The following is a 4,050-nucleotide window of genomic DNA, read 5'->3' as shown; positions in this document are numbered from 1 at the left end:
CGAAGCGGCCGGCGAAGGCACGGACGAAGTGCGCTCCCTTGCCTCGACCTACACGATCAGTGACATCGACGTGGAGAACCTCACGTTTATCGGCGTGGGGAACTTCAACGGCACCGGCAACGGCGCAGCGAACGTGCTCACCGGAGGCAGCGGCAACGACACGTTGAACGGCAGCCTGGGCAACGACACGCTGGTAGGCAACGGCGGCAATGACACCCTTCTCGGCGGCACCGGCAACGACCGGCTGATCGGCGGCGCTGGTGACGACGCGCTCGACGGCGGGATCGGCAACGACGTCTTCGTCTTCCAGGCGGGCTTCGGCAACGACAACATCACCGGCTTCGACGCCAACGCCACCGGCGGGCAGGACCTGATGGACCTCTCCGCGCTGGGCATCACGGCGGCGAACTTCGGTGCCAGCGTGGGCATCTCGGTGAGCGACCTGAACCTCGACGGGACGCTGGACACGCTGGTGTCCGTCGCAGGCGGCTCCATCGAGCTGTTCGGCGTCACCGGCGTCGGCGCCAACGCCATCACGCAGTCCGACTTCATCCTGGCCTGAGATCCCGACGCAGCTTTCCCACGGACCAATCCCGGTCCGTGGGGGGCCGCACACCACCCCTGAAGGAGCAGTAGTCATGAACGAGCATTCCACTACCACCGAGACGGTCAAACCGGGCGCTGTAGCGGCGTCTGCTGCGCCTGCGCAGCAACAGCCGGCGATGCGCGCGGTCACCGATCCGCGCGAAGTGGCGGCGCTGGTGCTGGCGCGGACGCAGCAGGTGAAGGGCAAGCGGGACGAACTGGCCAGCGCCATCGACGGCCTGGCCGACCTCACCCGGCAGCTCACGCGCAGCTACGGCCAGCAGGCGATCGCCATCGAGCAGCTGCGCCGCCGGGTGAAGGCGCTGGAAACCGCAGCCGGCCACCCCGGTTCGGACGACCCCGTGCAGTAAGCGGCCATCCACCCACCCACCCGAGGACGGAGGAGAACTCCCATGAAATCCCTGTGGTCCCTGTTGCGCCCGCTGATGGTCGGCATCGCGGTGTTCTCCTTCGTCATCAACCTGCTGTTCCTCGTCCCCGCCTTCTTTTCCCTGCAGATCTTCGACCGCGTCATCTCGACCAACAGCCAGGAGACGCTGCTGGTCCTGCTGATCGGAACCGGCGTCGCGCTGGGCATCCTGCTGCTGCTCGACTACGTGCGCACCCGCGTGCAGAACCTGCTGGGCAACCTGCTCGACGAACAGTTGTCGCCGCCCGTGGTGCACGCGATCGTCGAGCGGGCCGCGCGCGTGCCGGGCACCCGCACCGACGGCATCCGCGACGTGGCGGCCCTGCGCACCATGTTCTCCGCCAACGCGCTGATCGCCCTGTTCGACGCGCCGTGGCTGGTGGTGTACGTCGCGGTGATCTGGATGTTCCACCCCTTCCTGGGCATCGGCGCCGTGCTCTCCACGGTGGTGATGGTCACGCTGGCCTGGCTGAACGACCGCCTGAGCCGCCGTGCGCTCGAAGACCTGCAGAAGGAGGGCCGGCGCGCCTCCCAGTACGTCGAGAACTCGCTGCGCAATGCCGAGATCCTGCAGGCGCTGGGCATGACGCACCGCCTGCTGGCGCGCTGGCGCACGCTGCAGGACCAGATCGCCAGCACGCAGATCAGCGTCGGCCGCAGCACCGTCGCCTTCACGGCGCTGACGAAGTTCGCCCGCCAGGCGATCCAGATCCTGATGCTGGCGCTGGGCGCCTGGCTGGTGCTCACGCAGCAGGCCTCGCCCGGCATCATGATCGCCACCAGCATCCTGCTGGGCAAGGCGCTGCAGCCGGTCGAACAGCTGGTGGGAAGCTGGCGCGTCCTGATCGAGGCCCGCGCCGCCTACGGCCGCCTGGTCGAACTGTCGCAGGATTTCGCGCGCGAAGAGCCGCACCTGACCCTGCCGCGCCCCGAAGGCCGGCTGGCCGCCGAGAACGTGTCGTTCCGGCCGCCGGGCGTGGAGACGCCCGTGCTCTCCAGCATCAGCTTCCAGATCGCCCCCGGCGAGGCGCTGGCCATCCTCGGCCCCAGCGCCGCCGGCAAGTCCACGCTGGCGCGCCTGCTCACCGGCGTGTGGGCGCCGAACACCGGCCGCGTGCGCCTCGATGGCGCCGACCTGTCGCACTGGAAGCGCGACGCGCTCGGCCCGCACATCGGCTACGTGCCTCAGGACGTGGAACTGTTCGACGGCACGGTGGCCGACAACATCGCGCGCCTCGACCAGGTCGACGCGAAGGAAGTGGTCGATGCCGCGACGCGCGCCAACGCGCACGAGATGATCCTGGCGCTGCCGCAAGGCTACGACACGCAGGTGGGCGAACACGGTGCGCGCCTCTCGCCCGGGCAGCGCCAGCGCGTAGCGCTGGCCCGCGCCCTCTACGGCAAGCCGCAGCTGGTGGTGCTGGACGAGCCCAACTCGAACCTGGATGGCGCCGGCGAGGCCGCCCTCGCGCAGGCGATGGCCGCCCTGCGCCAGGCCGGCGTGACCACGGTCGTGGTGACGCACCGCCCGTCGCTGATCGCGCACGTCGACAAGATCATGCTGCTGGCCGCCGGGCGCATCCAGCAGTTCGGCCCCGCCGCCGAAGTCATGAAGGAAATGCAGCGCCAGGCGCAGGCCCTGGTGGACCGCAAGGCCGCTTGACGCCACCGAGGAGGCCCGAGACATGAAGACCGCGACCAAGACCCCGACCCTCTCCCTCCGGGCTGCCGCCGGCCCGAGCAGCAGCGAGAAGCACGCGCGCCGCCTGGTGCGCGCCGGCACCTGCATCGTCCTCGGCGCGCTGCTGCCGATCGGACTCTGGATGGGCCTGGCGCCGCTGGCGATGGCGGTGGTGGCGCCCGCCGTCGTCAAGGTGGACCTCAACCGCCGCCCCGTGCAGCACCTCGCAGGCGGCGTGGTCGCCGAGGTGCTGGTGCGCGACGGCCAGCACGTGCAGGCCGGCGATCCGGTGCTGGTGCTCGGCGACGTGAGCGTGGACGCCGACCGCAACCGCCTGGACTACCGGGTGCTGGTCGAACGCGCGGCGCTGGCGCGCCTGGAGGCCGAACAGGGCGTGGCGCCCCGCCTGGCCTTCCCGGCCGACCTGCTGGCTGCGGCGAAGAAGGATCCGCGCATCGAAGAAGCGCTGCAGAAGGAGGCGGCCCTGTTCCGCGCCCGCCGCCACGGCCTGGACAGCGGCTCCGCCCTGATGCGCACGCAGCGCGAAGGGGTGGAGCAGGAGATCGCCGCGATCAAGGCGCAGATCGAGAAGGCGCAGAAGTCGCTGGAGCTGCAGCGCAGCGACCTCGAAGCCAACCGCCGCCTGATCGGCGAAGGCTTCATCTCGCCGAGCCGCGTCTCGCAGCTCGAAGCGGTGGTGATCGACTACGCCGCCAAGCTGGAGGAGCGGCGCACCGAGCTCGCCCGCGCCTCCCAGCGCCTGGTGGACCTGGACCTGAAGATCCAGTCGCTGCGCAACGACTACGTGCGCGAAGCCAGCGACCAGCTGAAGCAGACCACGCAGCGCCTGAGCGAAGTCGAACAGGAGCTGCGCAAGTCGGTGGACGCGGCGAAGCGCCAGGTGGTGGTGGCCCCCGTGAGCGGCGAGATCATCGACCTGAAGGTCGCCTCGCCGGGCGCGGTGGTGCGCCCCGGCGACCCGATCGCGGACATCGTGCCGAGCGACACCCAGCTGATGGTGGAGGCGCGCGTGCGGCCCGAGGACATCGCCAACGTGCACGTCGGCCAGCTCGCGCGCCTGAAGTTCACGGCGCTGCGCTACCGCAACAGCATGATGGTGCAGGGCAAGGTCGCCTACGTCTCGGCCGACCGGCTGGTCGACACGCACACCGGCGAACCCTACTACACCGCCTCCATCGTCGCCGACCCGGAGTCGCTCGCCACCATCCGCGATTTCAAGCTGCAGGCCGGCATGTCGGCCGAGGTCTATATCGAAGGCACCAAGCAGACGGCCCTGCAGTACATCGCCGAGCCCGTCACCACGACCCTGCGCCGGGCCGGCCGGCAACTGTGA

The 4,050-nt window shown here is 70.1% G+C and carries 4 protein-coding genes; all 4 read left to right on the top strand.

Going from position 1 to position 4,050, the window contains the following annotated elements; all coding sequences use genetic code 11:
- Positions 1-562, top strand: a 562-nt coding sequence (locus VFM98_RS14630; RefSeq protein ID WP_325110646.1) for a calcium-binding protein, incomplete at its 5' end; no start/stop codon positions are given.
- 76 nt (positions 563-638) lie between these two features.
- On the top strand, positions 639-956 hold the full coding sequence (locus tag VFM98_RS14625; protein WP_325110645.1) for a hypothetical protein: 318 nt from the start codon (positions 639-641) through the stop codon (positions 954-956).
- Positions 957-998: 42 nt separating this feature from the next.
- A complete protein-coding gene (locus VFM98_RS14620; RefSeq protein WP_325110644.1) occupies positions 999-2,678 on the top strand; it encodes a type I secretion system permease/ATPase in 1,680 nt (559 codons plus the stop codon).
- A 22-nt stretch (positions 2,679-2,700) separates the two neighbouring features.
- Positions 2,701-4,050: an HlyD family type I secretion periplasmic adaptor subunit gene (locus tag VFM98_RS14615; RefSeq protein WP_325110643.1), complete on the top strand. Its 1,350-nt coding sequence runs from the start codon at positions 2,701-2,703 to the stop codon at positions 4,048-4,050.

It is taken from the genome of Ramlibacter sp. (assembly GCF_035706265.1).
Taxonomy (GTDB): domain Bacteria; phylum Pseudomonadota; class Gammaproteobacteria; order Burkholderiales; family Burkholderiaceae_C; genus Ramlibacter.
The sequence above is the reverse complement of the archived record's forward strand: the minus strand, read 5'-3'. Positions and strand labels throughout refer to the sequence as shown.

Coding starts and splice junctions, on each gene's coding strand:
- VFM98_RS14620 (WP_325110644.1), top strand. CDS start 999: ATGAAATCCCTGTGGTCCCTGTTGCGCCCGCTGATGGTCGGCATCGCG.
- VFM98_RS14615 (WP_325110643.1), top strand. CDS start 2,701: ATGAAGACCGCGACCAAGACCCCGACCCTCTCCCTCCGGGCTGCCGCC.
- VFM98_RS14625 (WP_325110645.1), top strand. CDS start 639: ATGAACGAGCATTCCACTACCACCGAGACGGTCAAACCGGGCGCTGTA.